Annotated in this window: 15 protein-coding genes; 10 read left to right on the top strand and 5 right to left on the bottom strand. The window is 67.9% G+C overall.

The window, feature by feature from the left end; all coding sequences use genetic code 11:
- Nucleotides 1-40: 40 nt before the first annotated feature.
- Entirely contained in the window at nucleotides 41-532 is a 492-nt protein-coding gene (locus A4U64_RS01515) for a metallophosphoesterase family protein (protein ID WP_029546272.1), read from the bottom strand.
- A gap of 115 nt (nucleotides 533-647) precedes the next feature.
- Between A4U64_RS01515 and A4U64_RS01510 the strand changes: the two genes are divergently transcribed.
- Nucleotides 648-2,543, top strand: coding sequence for a thiamine pyrophosphate-requiring protein (locus A4U64_RS01510; protein ID WP_157127552.1), 1,896 nt, complete (start codon nucleotides 648-650; stop codon nucleotides 2,541-2,543).
- Nucleotides 2,540-3,211 (top strand): phosphate signaling complex protein PhoU, encoded by a 672-nt coding sequence (gene phoU / locus A4U64_RS01505; protein ID WP_006931809.1) that lies wholly within the window; start codon nucleotides 2,540-2,542, stop codon nucleotides 3,209-3,211. Before A4U64_RS01510 ends, phoU begins: the two co-directional genes overlap by 4 nt.
- Here the strand turns inward: phoU and A4U64_RS01500 are convergent.
- Nucleotides 3,162-3,449 (bottom strand): hypothetical protein, encoded by a 288-nt coding sequence (locus A4U64_RS01500; protein ID WP_065922048.1) that lies wholly within the window; start codon nucleotides 3,447-3,449, stop codon nucleotides 3,162-3,164. The two genes, phoU and A4U64_RS01500, sit on opposite strands and share 50 nt — an antisense overlap.
- Nucleotides 3,450-3,550: 101 nt before the next feature.
- Here A4U64_RS01500 and A4U64_RS01495 point away from each other — a divergent pair, with 101 nt between their 5' ends.
- A complete protein-coding gene (locus A4U64_RS01495) occupies nucleotides 3,551-4,348 on the top strand; it encodes an SDR family oxidoreductase (RefSeq protein WP_065922047.1) in 798 nt (265 codons plus the stop codon).
- Between the two features lie 62 nt (nucleotides 4,349-4,410).
- Here the strand turns inward: A4U64_RS01495 and A4U64_RS01490 are convergent, their stop codons facing one another.
- Both A4U64_RS01490 and A4U64_RS01485 read right to left on the bottom strand, forming a co-directional pair.
- Nucleotides 4,411-5,841 carry a DUF1254 domain-containing protein gene (locus tag A4U64_RS01490; RefSeq protein WP_065922046.1) on the bottom strand — a complete coding sequence of 477 codons (1,431 nt, stop codon included), beginning with the start codon at nucleotides 5,839-5,841 and terminating at the stop codon, nucleotides 4,411-4,413.
- 232 nt (nucleotides 5,842-6,073) lie between these two features.
- Complete coding sequence (locus tag A4U64_RS01485; RefSeq protein ID WP_006931801.1) at nucleotides 6,074-7,543, bottom strand: PAS domain S-box protein; 1,470 nt, start codon at nucleotides 7,541-7,543, stop codon at nucleotides 6,074-6,076.
- A 154-nt stretch (nucleotides 7,544-7,697) separates the two neighbouring features.
- Between A4U64_RS01485 and A4U64_RS01480 the strand changes: the two genes are divergently transcribed.
- The 7 genes from A4U64_RS01480 (at nucleotide 7,698) to A4U64_RS01450 (ending at nucleotide 13,423) form a co-directional block, all read left to right on the top strand.
- Nucleotides 7,698-8,882, top strand: a complete 1,185-nt coding sequence (locus tag A4U64_RS01480) for an acyl-CoA dehydrogenase family protein (RefSeq protein WP_065922045.1) — start codon at nucleotides 7,698-7,700, stop codon at nucleotides 8,880-8,882.
- A 53-nt stretch (nucleotides 8,883-8,935) separates the two neighbouring features.
- Nucleotides 8,936-9,298 carry a hypothetical protein gene (locus A4U64_RS01475; RefSeq protein ID WP_006931798.1) on the top strand — a complete coding sequence of 121 codons (363 nt, stop codon included), beginning with the start codon at nucleotides 8,936-8,938 and terminating at the stop codon, nucleotides 9,296-9,298.
- Between the two features lie 3 nt (nucleotides 9,299-9,301).
- Entirely contained in the window at nucleotides 9,302-9,802 is a 501-nt protein-coding gene (locus tag A4U64_RS01470) for a nuclear transport factor 2 family protein (RefSeq protein ID WP_065922044.1), read from the top strand.
- A 48-nt stretch (nucleotides 9,803-9,850) separates the two neighbouring features.
- Nucleotides 9,851-11,131 carry an aromatic ring-hydroxylating oxygenase subunit alpha gene (locus A4U64_RS01465; protein WP_006931795.1) on the top strand — a complete coding sequence of 427 codons (1,281 nt, stop codon included), beginning with the start codon at nucleotides 9,851-9,853 and terminating at the stop codon, nucleotides 11,129-11,131.
- Complete coding sequence (locus A4U64_RS01460) at nucleotides 11,124-11,627, top strand: aromatic-ring-hydroxylating dioxygenase subunit beta (RefSeq protein ID WP_029546282.1); 504 nt, start codon at nucleotides 11,124-11,126, stop codon at nucleotides 11,625-11,627. Before A4U64_RS01465 ends, A4U64_RS01460 begins: the two co-directional genes overlap by 8 nt.
- A gap of 9 nt (nucleotides 11,628-11,636) precedes the next feature.
- Nucleotides 11,637-12,401: an SDR family NAD(P)-dependent oxidoreductase gene (locus A4U64_RS01455; protein WP_080688648.1), complete on the top strand. Its 765-nt coding sequence runs from the start codon at nucleotides 11,637-11,639 to the stop codon at nucleotides 12,399-12,401.
- 71 nt (nucleotides 12,402-12,472) lie between these two features.
- The gene (locus tag A4U64_RS01450) at nucleotides 12,473-13,423 is read left to right on the top strand and encodes a PDR/VanB family oxidoreductase (protein ID WP_006931788.1); all 951 of its coding nucleotides are present in this window, start codon (nucleotides 12,473-12,475) and stop codon (nucleotides 13,421-13,423) included.
- Between the two features lie 7 nt (nucleotides 13,424-13,430).
- Here A4U64_RS01450 and A4U64_RS01445 read toward each other — a convergent pair whose 3' ends face one another.
- Nucleotides 13,431-14,081 (bottom strand): response regulator transcription factor, encoded by a 651-nt coding sequence (locus A4U64_RS01445; protein ID WP_065922043.1) that lies wholly within the window; start codon nucleotides 14,079-14,081, stop codon nucleotides 13,431-13,433.
- Between the last annotated feature and the right edge of the window lie 25 nt (nucleotides 14,082-14,106).

Below are 14,106 nucleotides of genomic sequence, written 5' to 3'. Positions count from 1 at the left end.
CCCGAACCGGTCGTTCGGCTCGATATCCGACTTCCGCCCGTCACAGGCGGTGCAGTTCCACCTCGTGCAGTCCGCCGTCGGCGACGGTCGCGGTCACGAAGGTGCAGAACGGTTGGCGCCGACGGTCGGTCGGTGACCCCGGGTTGAGCAGGCGCAGCCCCGTCGCCGTGGTGGTGTCCCACGGAATGTGGCTGTGCCCGAACACCAGAACGTCGGTGTCGGGATGAGCGGCCGACATCCGCCCGTCCCGGCCTGCCGAGGCTCCGGTCTCGTGGACGACGGTGAAGCGCACACCCTCCAATGTCACGCGCGCGGTCTCGGGCATCCGGCCCCGCAATTCCGCACCGTCGTTGTTGCCCCAGCACGCGACCAACCGTCCGGCCCGCTCGGACAATGCGTCGAAGAACGCGACCTCGACCCAGTCGCCGGCGTGCAGCACCACGTCGGCGCGGTCGACCTCCTCCCACACCCGCGCCGGCAGGTCCCGCGCGCGGACGGGGACGTGGGTGTCGGCCAGCAGCAGCAACCTCATGCGACCAGTGTGCCGCCCACCCGAGGTTTCGCCCGTCCCCCACCGGGCACCCGGCCCCGGAGGACACGACGAAGGACGCCCGCGGCGGACGCCGGGCGCCACCGGGAGGAACAGCATGGCCAACGTCGCCGACGGGATAGTCGACCGGCTCCGGGCGTGGGGCGTCCACCGCGTCTTCGGCTACGCCGGAGACGGGATCGACCCGATCCTGGCCGCCCTGGATCGGGCGGCCGAGCACATCGAACTCGTCACCGCCCGGCACGAGGAGATGGCGGCCTTCATGGCCACCGGGCACGCGAAATACACCGGGGAGGTAGGAGTGTGCCTCGCCACCCAGGGACCCGGGGCGGTGCATCTGCTCACCGGCCTCTACGACGCCAAGCTGGACGGCAAACCGGTGGTGGCGATCGTCGGGCACGTGGTAACGACGGCCCAGGGCAGCGGCTACCAGCAGGAAGTCGCGCTGCCCACGCTGTTCAAGGACGTGTGCGCCCAGTACGTGCAGACCCTCGATACCCCCGAACAACTCGGCGCGGTGCTCGACAACGCCTTCCGCACCGCACGGGCGACCTCCAGCCCGACGTGTGTGATCGTCCCGCACGACGTGCAGCAGGCCGACGCCGCCGGGGAGGAGCACACCCACGGCGTGGTCCCCAGCGCCGCGACGGTCGCGGTCCCGCGGGTGCTGCCCACCGACGCCGATCTCGACCGGGCCGCCGACCTGCTCAACGCCGGGCGACGGGTCGCGCTGCTCGTCGGCCAGGGCGCATACGGCGCGGCCCCGGAGATCGGCGAGGTCGCGGAGCTGCTCGGCGCCGGCGTCACGACGTCGCTGCTCGGCAAACCGGTGATCGACGAGTCCCGGGACTGGGCCTGCGGTGTCATGGGACACCTCGGCACGACCGCCTCTGCGGACCTGACGGCCGCGTGCGACACCCTGCTGATCGTGGGCAGCAACGATCCGTGGACGGAGTTCTATCCCGCCCCGGGACAGGCACGTGCCGTGCAGATCGACATCGCCGCCCGCAACCTCGGCGCCAAGTATCCCGTCGAGGTGCCCCTCGCCGGGGACGCCCGCGAGACCCTGCGCGCCCTGCTGCCCCGGCTGCACCGGACCGCCGGACCGTGGCGCCGCGACGTCGAGCAGATGGTCCGGAACTGGCGGCGGATCGCCGCCGCACGGTGCGCGGAGCCCCCGGACGGTCTCGATCCGCAGGCCGTCGTCCTCGATCCGCAGGCTGTCGTCGCAGCCCTGTCCGACCAGATCCCGGCGGACGCCCAGGTGGCGGTGGACGTCGGATCGGTCGTGTATTGGTACGCGCGTTTCCTGCGACTGCCGCCGGGAGTGCCGGCGCACCTGTCGAGCACGCTCGCCTCGATGGGGTCCGCGATGCCGTACGGACTGGCCGCCAAGCTCGCCCATCCGGATCGTCCGGTGATCGCCCTGGCCGGGGACGGCGCCATGCAGATGAACGGCATCTCGGAGCTGATCACCCTCGCCCACCGCTGGCGAGACTGGGCCGATCCGCGCTTCGTCGTCCTCGTCCTCGACAACGGCGACCTCACCGAAGTGTCCTGGGAGCAGAGGGAAATGGAGGGCGACGCCCGCATCCCCGCCTCGCAGACCGTCCCGCCCTTTCCCTATGCCGACTACGCCCGGCTGCTCGGCCTGGAGGGCATCCGGGTCGATCGCCCCGAGGACGTCGACGGGGCATGGCACACCGCCCTGACCGCCGACCGTCCGGTGCTGATCCAGGCGGTCGTCGATCCGGCTACCCCGCTGCTGCCGCCGCGCGCCTGCGGACAAGGTCGAGAAGATGCTCCAGGCCCTCGAGCGGGAAGGCGCGCACACGGCCGCGCAGCGGCTGCGGCGGCAGCGCGAGCAGGAAGCCGAGAACTGACGGCGGCGGTTCCCCGGCCCGAAGGGCCTCCACCGGGCGTCGACGGGGCCGCTTCCGGGTATACCCCCGTAACGGCAACGGAGGACAGCGCAGTGGATCGGTGTACATGAGGGCCTCGTTCGATCAACAGTTACGCGACCTCACCGGCAGGCTCCGCGGTCTCGCCGAGCTCGCGGCGAAGGCCCTGGAGCTGTCGACGCGTGCGCTGCTCGACGGCGACGTGGCCGCGGCCGAGGAGGCGCTCGATCTCGGCGAGCAGATCGACACGTTGCACACCGAGTGCAGCGAGCGGGCCGTGGCGATCCTGGCGTTGCAGCATCCGGTGGCCGGCGATCTCCGGTTCGTCTTCTCGGCGGTGCGGATGAGCAGCGACCTGGCGCGGATGGGCCAGCTCGCCCTGCACATCGCGCGGGCAGCCCGGCGGCGCACCCCCGGAGAGCTCGCCCCCGACGAGGTCCGGGACGACATCGCCCGGATGGGCGAACTCACGGCCGGCATGGCGCGCGGACTGTGTGACGTCTTCACGGAGCCGAATCTGGAGCTGGTCACCCGGGTCCGGAGCACCGACGCGGAACTCGACGCCGTCCACGCCCGTCTGCTCGGGACGCTCCGGGACCCGGCGTGGACGCACGGCGTGACCCCCGCCGTCGACCTCGCCCTGGTGGCACGCTTCTACGAACGCTTCGGGGACCAGGCCGTGGACGTGGCCGAACGGGTCATCTTCCTCATCACCGGGCGGCGCCCCGACGGCGATCCAGCTCCACCCGAGCGGCCCTGAGAATGTGCCCGGGCCGGTCCGGGTTCACGGTCCGTTCGAGGTCGGCGACGAACTCCTCCAGGCGCTCCGTAGGCCACGATTCGAGTCCCGCGCCCGTGCGTTCGGGATAGGCGGCGTGGACGACGTCGAGAATCCGGTGTGCGAGCCGGCGCGCGTCCGCCACGCCGAGGCGGTGGGTCGTGGCGTCGACGGTGACATCCAGCCCGTCGCCGGTGTCGGTCACGGCAAAGGTCGTCATGGGTGCACCTCCTGTGCTCACCGGTCATGACGTTACTCGAGGTGAGCGCCCGTCGACCACCGATCGGCGTGGAGGGGACGACGAGTGGGTACAGGCCCTGCATGAGTATTCCTGCACCCGAGAGACTTGCGATCGTCACCGGAGCCGATTCGGGAATCGGAAAAGCCACCGCCGAGGTGCTGGCCTCGGAGGGATTCGACGTAGGCATCACGTTCCACACCGACGAGGCCGGGGCCCGGAACACCCGGGACGGGATCGAGGAGCGCGGACAGCGCTGCTTCGTCGTCCGCCAGGACCTGACCAGTCCGGACATTGCCGACGTCGTCGACACGCTCGCCGAGAAGCTCGGCGGCCTGGGCGTTCTGGTCAACAACGCCGGAACCGGGCACATGGACCGGATCCTCGACCTGAGCTACGACACGTGGCGGGAGGTTCTCGCGACCGACCTCGAGGGTCCGTTCCTGTGCGCTCAGCGCGCCGCCCGTCGGATGATCGCGGGCGGCCGCGGTGGCCGGATCATCAACGTCACGAGTGTGCACGAGCACATCCCCCGGCTCGGCGCCGCCGCCTACTGCAGCGCCAAGGCCGGCCTGGGCATGCTCACCAAGTGTCTCGCACTCGAGCTGGGACGGCACGGCATCCTCGTCAATGCGATTGCGCCGGGCGAGATCTCGACCCCGATGACGGGCATGGACGAATCCCAGGCATATCGTGAGGACCGCCCCGGCAACCCGGTCGGCCGGCCCGGGCACGTCAACGAGGTCGCGTCGGCCATCGCATTTCTCGCGTCGCCGCGCTCGTCGTACCTCACGGGCGGCTCGATTCCCGTCGACGGTGGACTGATGCTCATGGCGGCACACGGCCACGACATGGCCGGGGAGAGCTGGCGCGAGATCTGAGATCGCACCGACCTGATCTCGCGGTACCGGGCGGAGGGCACGACGATGCCGCGTCGGCGCCTCTACGCGAGTCGCTCGATGTCCGGCAGCTGCCACGTTTTGTCGAACCACGGTGCGAGGGGACCGTACAGCCGGAACATGGCCCACCAGCTCTTGCCGGGAACGGTCTGGATCCAGTTGTGACCGTCCTCGGGCGGTTCGGGACCGAAGTGGACGTCGACGGAGCCGTCCTCGTTCGTGGTGAAATCGCGGTCCTGGCTCGTCACCGACGGCCACTCCTGTCCGGTCTGCAGCATGGACCGGGTCTGGGTGTCGTAGGCGAGGATCGACCAGAAGTCGCCGGCCGGAACGTTCGCAGGGACGCGGAGCCGGTAGGTCCGGCCGCCGTCGAACGGGGCGCCGTCGGCGTCGACGCAGGCGACGACGTACTGGGATCCGGTGCCGATCCTCTCGACGTCCTCTGCCGGACTCACGCCGGTTACCGAGAAGTTGAACTGAGCGGCGGCGTCGAGCAGGGCGACCCCGTCCTCCTCGAACCGATGACCACCGAGGAAGAATGCGCGCCAAGTACTGCCCGGGTAGCGGTAGGCCTCCGGCTGCCGGAACCGGTAGGTGAGGGCGCGACCGGTGGCGTCACCCACCGCGGCGGCTTCGGTGAGGATCGCGCGCATGCGCTCGTCGGGGTCGAACGGCCTGCCGCGCCGGATGCCGATCGAGGCGAAGAATCCCAGGGTGAGCGGATCGGACGACTCGGGCGGCTCCGACTGCACCACCTCGTCGAGCATTTCCCACGCCCGGAAGTCGGCCGGGGGGACGCCGACCATGGGTTCGGGCGACACGTTCACGAACCGCATGGACGGCGGACGGTCCGCGAGCGCGAGGGGGTAGGCCCGGGTCTTGTCCTTGATGACCTCGACGGCGGGGTGGGGATCGCCGTGCTCGTCGAGGAAGCCCCGAACGAACAGCACCATGCCGAAGCTGTTGGTCCGCACCACGAAGTAGCCGCCGGGGACCTCACCGTCGTAGCCGGGGGGCAGCAGCAGGTAGGCGCCGCCCCGGCCCTTGTCGGGTCCGGTCAGGCCGACGTCGACCACCCAGCGTCCCCAGCTGTCGTCGATCGCGCCCAGCACGCCGGGCGGCGCCTCGATCACGAGCGGACCGTCGCGCAGGTCGATCCAGATGGCCGCGTACGACGTGCTCGTGTTCGCCGTGAGCCACACGGTGCGCGGATGCATCAGGTCTTCGAAGACGTACGCCGTCGAGTTCACCGGGCCCCACTCGAGGAGCGCGCTGCGCATCGCCGCCATGTTCAGCGCGGGCAGAGCCAGCAGGTACGCCTGCACGGCACGCTGAAAGTCCAGGTTGTCGAACAACGTCCGGACCGTCGCGTCGTCCGGGAAGCCGTCGAAGAACCGCAACGTGCCCAACCGGGTGTGAACCTCGTCGGGCGACTCGATGCCGGCCGGGATGGGGGTCGCCGTCGTATCAGTCATCGCCAGCCTCCTCGTCGCGATGCCGCCGACTCCGACGCTACGAATCACATCACCGGCTCTCTAGGGTCCAAAGCCCATAGCTCGCCCCCAGGGACGACCGAAGTCAGCGGCTTCTCCGGGACCCGTCATCCAGGAACCTTCGCCGTTGTGGCCACGGCGCCGCCCCGGGCCGGGTGCCGCCGTACCCAGCACACCTGTGTCAGCCGAGGTTGCCCTCGGAGGTGGATCGCAGTTACTCGGAGATGGGCAGGCACATCCGGACCTCGGTACCGTGCGGGTGGTTTGGCAGGTACCGGATGCTGCCCCCGTGTCGCTCGACGATGTGCTCCGAGATGATCAGGCCGATCCCGGAACTGTCCTGCTTGGCCGAGAAGGCCCCGGAGGCCAGACGGTTTCCCGAGGCACCGTCCATCCCTCGTCCCTGGTCGAGAACGGAGACGCAGGCCCACTCACCCCGCCGGGCCGTCCGGACGGTCAGCTCCTTGACGGAAGTCGAGGGCAACACGATCTCGTCGATCGCGTTGAAGCAGAGGTTGATGACCACCTGCCCGATCAGCACGCTCTCTCCTTCCACCGGCAACGGGGAACGGGACCTGTCGATCGATATGTGCACGCCCCGCTCGGCTGCCCGCAGACGAACGAAGTACAGGCTCTCCTCGACCGTCTCGTTGAGGTCGATGGCAGCCTTGGTGCTCTCGATCCGCCGCACGTAGCGCTTCACGGAGGACACGATTTCCGCCGCCCGGCCGAGCTGCTTCTCCATCCTGTCCAACCCGTAGCTCAGCGCCTCGGGGTCGAGGGATCGGTCGGAGATGCGCGCCTTGAGGCCGCTCAGATAGTTCGTCGAGGCGGCGAGGGGCTGCCCGAGTTCGTGAGCGAGGATCATGGCCATGTCACCCATCGCGTTGTACCGGCTGAGGTACTGGAGGTTGGCCTCCTGATACGCATGCCGGCGTTCCCACTCCACGCGATCCGTCACGTCACGGATCGTCAGCACCCGGGACGTCATTCCGTCGTGCACCACGGCCTCGAGAAAGCCGGCCAGCCAGGTGGTGCTGCCGTCGCTCTTCTCGATCTCCTGCATGATGCCCACCGGCCCGGCCGCCGCGTCCAATTTGGCGACGACGGGCTCGGCGGTCAGGCGAGGCTCACACCGGCCCAGATCCTCCAGGTACACACCGGACAGTTCGTCCGGCGTTCTGCCGAAGAGCTGGGCCGCGAGCGGCGAGATGTCCTCGATGCAGTTCATCTCGTCGAGCACCACGATGCCCGCCGACGTGTGCGTCATGATGCGCTGTAGGGACTGCGACACCCAGCTGAGCTCCTCCTGGAGCTCCACCTCTTCGGCGATGTTGCGGAACTCGACCATCACGACCTGCCCGTCCTGGAAGGTCAGGAGCGAGGCGACCGCGTCTGCCAGGAAGTCCTGACCGTCCTTGGTCCGGTACTTCCACTGTCTGCGGCTCGAGCCGTGTACGACCGCGTCCTGCAACCACGCCACCCCGACCGAGCGCCGGTACTGACGCTCCTGGCTGCTCATGTGGTGGGCCTTCAACGGGCGCAGTTCGTCGAGGGTGAAACCGAACATCCGGCACGCGGCGGGGTTGGCCCAGAGGATGTTCTTGGACGCGGCCTCGTGGATGAGGATCCCTGTTTCCGTCTTCTCCACCATCTCCTGGAAGTCGCGGCCTGTCGGGAACATCGATCCTCACCTCCGGGTGCCGTGACGGTTCATTGTCGACCCACGAGCGGCGGATCGACCATAGGGGAATGCTTTATGACCGGCGGAGGAAATCCCGATACCGCGTCGTCCGAACCTTTCCTAGCGTTTTCCTCAGCGCGACACGACGAGGTGGATGGAGACGACGATGGCGATCCGGAGCACGATCAAACCAGTGCAGGCGGCAGCGGGGGGTCCTGCACGGGAGAAGGCCTTCGAGGACGCCCTCGCCGTGCTGCTGGACCGGCGCGACGAGTTCAACCGGCAACGATTCGTGCCGAAGGACTTCATCGCGCTCTTGAAGCAGGCCGGACTCTACCGCGCGTCGACCCCGGCACGGTTCGGCGGAGAACCGATGGCCCCCTCCTCCTTCATGAGGCAGATCGAGCGGATTTCCGCGGTGGATCCGGCCACCGGGTGGGTGGCAAGCTTCGGATCCTCGCTCGTGTACTTCGCGGCCCTGCCGGTCGAAACCCAGGAGACGATCTACTCCGACGGCCCGGACGTCGCCTATGCCGGCGGGTTGTTCCCCATGCAGAAGGCCGAGAAGGTGGACGGCGGCTACCTGTGCAGCGGGCTCTGGCAGTTCGCCAGCGGATGCCTGGGCGCCGACATCCTCGGCATCGGTCTCGCCGGAGGCCCGGAAACGAACGGCAAGCCACTGACCGCCCTCGTGGACCCTGCCGACGTGGAGATCGTGGAGAACTGGGATGTCGCCGGAATGAAGGCGACGGGGTCACACGCAGTGAAGGCCGACAGGCTCTTCGTCCCCGAGGAGATGACGTTCGTCCGCGGTGGCGCTCCCCTGATCGACGAGCCGCTCACGCGGTATCCGTCGCTCGCCTACGCCGCCCAGGTGCTGGCGGTGGTGACTCTCGGCGCCGCCCGCGGCGCGCTGGACTACGTCCACGAGGTCGGAGCGGTCCGATCCAGCATCACCGGCGGTGACAGCAAGGGAAACCGGCCCGCCTACAAGACCGGCCTGGCCCGCGCCGAGGCCGATCTCCGCTCCGCTCGGGCCTTCTTCTACGAGATCACCGACGAGGTGTGGGACCTGGCGGTCCGCGGCGACGAGATCACCGACGAGTACACGGCCCTGCTCCGTCTGGGAGCAACCCAGGCCGCCCACGTCGGCCGCAACGTCGTGCTCGCCGCGTTCGACCTGGCCGGCACCGGGGCGATCTACGAGAGCCACCCGCTGCAGCGCTACCTTCGGGACGCTCTCGTCCCGGCTCAGCACGCCATGCTTCAGACCAACACCTTCGAGGCGGCCGGAGCCGTTCTCCTCGGCCTGGAACCCGGGATCCCCAGTTTCCCCTGACCAGGGCGGGATCTTCGAGACCAGCGCCTGCCTTCCCAGCGAAAGGACGCCCCATGACCGCCGAACCGTTGCGCACCCTGTTCTGCATCGGCAACAACCAGAACTTCTTCGACCTGCCGAAGGCGGAGATCGGCCCGGTGTGGGTCGGCATCTCCACCATGCTCTCGAATCTCGCGAACATGGACGGCATCCATGTCATCGGCACGTTCGACGACGACGCCCACATGGTGGGCCCGTCCGACGGCTGGCCCTGGACCTGCTACGTCCTGGCCGACGTGAAGGACCAGGAAACCGTGCGGGCCGCGTGCAACCTGTTGCGGACGACGATGATCGGCGAGTACGCCCTCTGGAAGTACTTCAAGATCGAGGCCCGCATGGGCCGAGAGCTGACGATCCGCGCCGACGTCGGGGTCTGATCCGTGACCGACACGGAGCACCGCCTCGAGGTGGTCGAGGCGAAGGAGGCCGTCCGCGACTGTCTCGCCCGATATCTGGACCTGTGTGACGTGCCCGGCCCGCTGCAGAGCCCGGATCAGCTCGGCGTCCTGTTCACCGACGACGCGACCTGGGAAGGACTGGGTCCGGAGTACGCCGGCAAATTCGGAATCGCCCGGGGCCGAGACGAAATCGTGGCCCTCGTGTCCCGGTACCTGCCGCCGGCCGACCACTTCCTCCGCAACGTGCATCTCCTCGGGAGCGAGCAGATCCGTCTCGACGGCAACCGTGCGAGCGGGCAGTGGATCATGCAGCAACTGTCGCTCTATTCGACGGGAACGGCCGAGATTCTCTGCGCCCGGCTCACGATCGACTTCGACCTGGGCCGGACCGGGGGACGTACGGCGGCTCACATGAGCCGGTTCTGCACCCGCCGGATGTTCGCCGCGCCGCTGCCCGCCGAGGCGATGTTCCAACGGATCTGATGCATCCCGGTGATGCCCGCCCTTGCACTTCACGAACGAAGGAATCACATGACGACGACAGAAGAACCCACCGCACGCACCTACGCGGACCTCGTCGCGAACGACCGGGTCGCGGGCCGGCTGTACACCGATCCGGACATCTTCCAGGAGGAGATGAAGAAGATCTTCTACAAGACCTGGGTGTGGGTGGCACACGAGAGCGAGATCCCGGAGGCGGGCTCGTTCAAGACCACCCAGGTCGGAGACCAGCCGGTCATCGTGACCCGGGATCGCAAGGGCAACTTCAACACCCTGCTGAACCGGTGCCGGCATCGGGGGGCGACGGTGTGCGACCAGCGCAGCGGCAAGGCCAACGGCTTCACGTGCCCGTACCACAACTGGTCCTACGCACTCGACGGACGTCTGCGCGGCATCCCCTACCCGGACGGTTACGAGGGCGTCGTGGACAAGAAGGACTTCCCGCTCCAGACGCTGCGCACCGAGAGCTACCTGGGGATGATCTGGGCAACCTTCGACCAGGACGCCGAGCCGCTCGAGGACTTCCTCGGCGACGCCAAGATCTGGATGGAACGCTTCTTCAAGCAGAGCAACGGATTTCCGACCAAGGTGCTCGGCGTTCACAAGTTCCGGTTCAAGGGGAACTGGAAGATCCAGCTCGAGAACACCACGGACGGGTACCACTTCCCGATGGTGCACAAGTCGTGGATGGCCTCGGTCGACGCCGAGACGGCGGACATGATGTCGTTCATGGACGACCCCGCGGCCGAGACCCACGCCCTCGGCAACGGGCACAGCGTCGCGATCATGGCCGCGGCCCACGCGGATCTCGATGTGGACGACGGAACGGAGGAGATCCAGCCCCGCTTCCAGCATCTGGTCGACGAACTCGCCGCCGCGGGAGAAAGCCCCGAACGGATCCGTCGCTATATGCGTTCCATGCACGGTTGCGGGTTCAACCTCAACACCTTCCCGAACGTCGCGATGTCGTCGTCGTTCTTCCGGGTCCTGATCCCTCTCTCCGTCGACGAGACCGAGATCTGGCACATGGCCCTCGGCATGGACGGCGGGCCCGAGAGCGTCAACCGCGAGCGACTGAGGATCCACGAGCACTTCCAGGGGCCGTTCGGTTTCGGTAGCCCCGACGACGCCGAGGGTTGGATCCGGGTGCAGATCGGGGCCGGCGGCAATCCGAACATGCCGATCCTCGTCAACCGCGGCGAGGGACGCGAGTACACGACCGAAGAAGGCTGGCCCACCTCTCATGTCACCGACGAGACGGGGATGCGGGAAGCCTACGCGATGTGGAAGAAGATGATGAGCAATGACTGAGGTCGTACCGATGCCGACCCTGACGGACTCCCGTACCCTCCGGGCCATCGAGCTCGTCTGGAAGGAAGCTCAGGTCCTCGACGCCAAGGACTATCGAGCCTGGGAGCAGATGTACACGGACGACGCACATTACGTGATTCCCATCGATCCGGACACCGACGACTTCGCCGCGGGCCTGAACATGGTCTACGACGACAAGCGCATGCGGCACCTGCGCGTCGAGCGGATGATGCAGGGCTACTCGCCCTCCGCGGTGGCCGCGGCCCGGACCGTGCGGATCGTCTCGCGGTTCACCGTGGAGGAAATCACCGACACCTCGGTCACTCTCCGATCGGCCCAGATCCTCAATGCGTTCAAGCGCAACGAATTCACGACGCTCGGCGCCGAGCTGACCCACCGGATCGTTCTCGGAGCGGACGGGGACAGAATCTCGCTCAAGGTCGTGCGGCTCATCGACAGCGAGGACGCGGTCAGCGCCTCGGGTTACCTGCTGTAGGGGGCCGATGTGATCTCTCAGTCCACCGGCACCGGGCCGGGTATCGCCGTTGTCACCGGCGCGGCCGGAGGTATGGGTGCCGCCATTGCCCGGAAACTCCACGCCGACGGTAGAAGGGTTCTGCTCGCCGACATCGACACGGCCGGTGTCGAAGCCCTCGCGGCGGAGTTGTCCCCCGACGGATCGACCGCACGCGGTCTCGAGCTCGACGTCAGTCGCAAGGTCGGATTCGAGGAGGCCCTGGCGACATGCCGGCAGATCTGGGGCATCCCCACGATCGTCGTCAACAATGCTGCCGTCACGCAGGCAGCGGATCTGATGAACCTGGCGGAGGCGGACTTCACGAGTGTGCTCACGACGAACGTGAACAGCATCTTCTTCGGTTGCCAGGTGTTCGGCGCGGCCATGGCCGACCAGGGCTTCGGACGGATCGTCAACATGGCCTCACTTGCCGGCCAGAACGGAGGGACGGCAACCGGTGGCCACTACGCGGCCTCCAAGGGAGCGATCCTGACCACCACCAAGGTCTTCGCGCGCGAGCTGGCCGGCCGGGGAGTGACCGTGAACGCGATCTCTCCCGGGCCGCACGACCTCCCGGTCGTGCGGGCCACGGTGCCCCCGGACAGGCTCGCGGGCATCGTCGCCGGGATTCCGGTGGGCCGCTTGGGAAGTCCGTCGTTCGTGGCGGACATGGTCGGGCTGCTCACCTCGGACGACGCCTACTTCGTCACAGGTGCCTGCTGGGACGTCAACGGCGGGCTGTACCTCCGCTGAGCGGAGTCCTCCCGTCCGGGAGGGCCCCGGTCGGCGTTTTCCGTCCGGAGAAATTCACGAGGAGAACGGACATGGCACTCATCGACGTCACCGTCGCCGAGATCATTCAGGAATCACCCACCGTCAGATCGTTCAGGCTGGCGAAGACCGACGGGTCGCCACTGGGTACGTATCTGCCGGGCGCGCACATCGATGTCGTCGGACCCACGTCGATCACCCGCCAGTACTCGCTGTTCAGCACGCCCGATGCGCAGGATTCGTTCGCCTTCGCGGTGAAGCGCGAGGAGAACTCCCGCGGCGGCTCGGCCGCCCTCCACGAAGTGGGGGTGGGCGACGTTCTCCGGATCAGCTCCCCGCGGAACCTGCTGAGCATCGCGACGGACGCCACGCACCACGTCCTGGTCGCCGCCGGCATCGGCATCACCCCGATGCTGAGCCTGGCGCGCTACATGGACGTCCACGGCATCAGCTTCGAACTGCACTACTTCGCGCGCAGCGAGAAGGAAGCCGCCTTCCTTCCGCTGCTGCGTGACCGCTGCCCGGAGAAGCTCCGTGCCCATCTGGGGGTGGCCCGGGAGGACCAGGACGAGATCCTCGGAACCACCTTTGCGGGAATGGATCCCGGCGCCCACGTCTACACGTGCGGACCCGACGGGTTCATGACCAAGGTCGTTGCGCTCGCCGGCCGGCACGTCCCGGCCGGGTCGATCCACCTCGAGAACTTCCACGCGGCGGAACAGCCGGACGCCTCCGAGAACTCCGCGTTCGAGGTGGAACTGGAGGGGGAGACCTATCAGGTCCCGGCCGACCGGAGCATCGTCGAGGTGCTTCAGGAGAACGGCTGCGACGTGGACACGTCCTGCCAGGAGGGCATCTGCGGTACCTGCATCATGCAGGTGCTGGCAGGGACTCCGATCCACCGGGACAACGTTCTCACGCAGTCCGAGAAGGAATCCGGCGAGATCATGGCAGTCTGCGTGTCCCGGGCAGCGGGCGAGCGCCTGGTGCTGGACTACTACTGATCCTCGACTACTGATCCTCGACCGGCACGTCCACCCCGTACCGAAGGACGTCCCGCACGAGGGTGCTGATGCTGTCGGCGTCCGTCTTGCTCTTGATACGAGCACGATGGACGTCGACGGTCTTCACGCTCATGCCGAGTTTCCGGGCGATGTTCTGGCTGGGTAGGCCTTCGACCACCAGGGCCAGGATCTGACGCTCGCGCGGCGTGAGGGACGAGACCTTGTTCCGGACGGATTCCCGCACGACATGGTCGGTGAAGCGGAGCCGGGCCTTCTCCACCCCGGCCTGCACGGCGTCCAGCAGCCGTTGCGGATCGTAGGGCTTCTCGAGGAAGTCCAGCGCCCCCGCCTTCAGGGTGGAGACGGACATCCGGATGTCGCCGTGGGCGGAGACGAAGATGATCGCCACGTGCGGCGCGAACTCGTTGAGCTTCTCCTGCAACCGTGTCCCACTCATGTGGGGCATGCGCACGTCGAGGACGATGCAGGCCGGCCGGCTCCCGTCGTAGGCGTTCAGGAACTGCTCACCGCTGTGGCAGATCACCGGTCTGATCCCGATGCTCTCCAGCAACCAGTCGACGGATTCGCACAGTTCCAGATCGTCGTCGACCACGTACACCGTCGTCTCGGCTCGGAGGTCGTCCGCACTCTCCGCCATGGCTCTTCACCTCCGGATTCGGGGG

The organism is Rhodococcus sp. WB1, assembly GCF_001700945.1.
GTDB classification, from domain to species: Bacteria; Actinomycetota; Actinomycetes; order Mycobacteriales; family Mycobacteriaceae; genus Rhodococcus; species Rhodococcus aetherivorans.
Note: the sequence above shows the minus strand (reverse complement) of the source record. Positions and strands in the feature narration are given on the sequence as shown.

Bases quoted from the DNA above. Each gene is read 5' to 3' on its own strand.
- A4U64_RS01490 (WP_065922046.1), bottom strand. From the start codon at position 5,841: ATGACTGATACGACGGCGACCCCCATCCCGGCCGGCATCGAGTCGCCC.
- A4U64_RS01450 (WP_006931788.1), top strand. From the start codon at position 12,473: ATGGCACTCATCGACGTCACCGTCGCCGAGATCATTCAGGAATCACCC.
- A4U64_RS01445 (WP_065922043.1), bottom strand. From the start codon at position 14,081: ATGGCGGAGAGTGCGGACGACCTCCGAGCCGAGACGACGGTGTACGTG.
- A4U64_RS01465 (WP_006931795.1), top strand. From the start codon at position 9,851: ATGACGACGACAGAAGAACCCACCGCACGCACCTACGCGGACCTCGTC.
- A4U64_RS01475 (WP_006931798.1), top strand. From the start codon at position 8,936: ATGACCGCCGAACCGTTGCGCACCCTGTTCTGCATCGGCAACAACCAG.
- phoU (WP_006931809.1), top strand. From the start codon at position 2,540: ATGAGGGCCTCGTTCGATCAACAGTTACGCGACCTCACCGGCAGGCTC.
- A4U64_RS01485 (WP_006931801.1), bottom strand. From the start codon at position 7,543: ATGTTCCCGACAGGCCGCGACTTCCAGGAGATGGTGGAGAAGACGGAA.
- A4U64_RS01495 (WP_065922047.1), top strand. From the start codon at position 3,551: ATGAGTATTCCTGCACCCGAGAGACTTGCGATCGTCACCGGAGCCGAT.
- A4U64_RS01480 (WP_065922045.1), top strand. From the start codon at position 7,698: ATGGAGACGACGATGGCGATCCGGAGCACGATCAAACCAGTGCAGGCG.
- A4U64_RS01460 (WP_029546282.1), top strand. From the start codon at position 11,124: ATGACTGAGGTCGTACCGATGCCGACCCTGACGGACTCCCGTACCCTC.
- A4U64_RS01500 (WP_065922048.1), bottom strand. From the start codon at position 3,449: ATGACGACCTTTGCCGTGACCGACACCGGCGACGGGCTGGATGTCACC.
- A4U64_RS01515 (WP_029546272.1), bottom strand. From the start codon at position 532: ATGAGGTTGCTGCTGCTGGCCGACACCCACGTCCCCGTCCGCGCGCGG.
- A4U64_RS01510 (WP_157127552.1), top strand. From the start codon at position 648: ATGGCCAACGTCGCCGACGGGATAGTCGACCGGCTCCGGGCGTGGGGC.